This is a genomic window from Pseudomonas sp. 32_A, from assembly GCF_017490905.1.
In the GTDB taxonomy this organism is placed as follows: Bacteria; Pseudomonadota; Gammaproteobacteria; order Pseudomonadales; family Pseudomonadaceae; genus Aquipseudomonas; species Aquipseudomonas inefficax.
In genome coordinates this window covers 1-267 of sequence record NZ_JAFGYI010000436.1, presented here as the reverse complement: position 1 = coordinate 267, position 267 = coordinate 1, and the positions used below count along the sequence as shown (strand labels likewise).

General features: G+C 66.7%; 1 protein-coding gene. It reads left to right on the top strand.

Features of this window, described 5'->3' with window-relative positions:
* A partial coding sequence (vgrG, locus tag J5M58_RS27365; protein ID WP_207880629.1) for a type VI secretion system tip protein VgrG occupies positions 1-267 on the top strand: 267 nt, incomplete at both ends.

Here is a 267-nt window from a genome sequence, read left to right as displayed (position 1 = left end):
GCATCGACGGCCCGCACATGGCCACGGTCGTCGGGCCGCCCGGGGAAGAGATCTACTGCGACGAGTGGGGCCGGGTCAAGGTGAGCTTCCCCTGGGACCGGGAGAGCGAGAACAACGAGTTCAGCTCTTGCTGGGTGCGCGTGTCACAGGGCTGGGCCGGCGGTAGCTGGGGCTCGATGGCTATCCCACGCATCGGCCAGGACGTGATCATCCAGTACGTCAACGCCGACCCCGACCAGCCGATGATCACCGGGCGTACCTATTGCG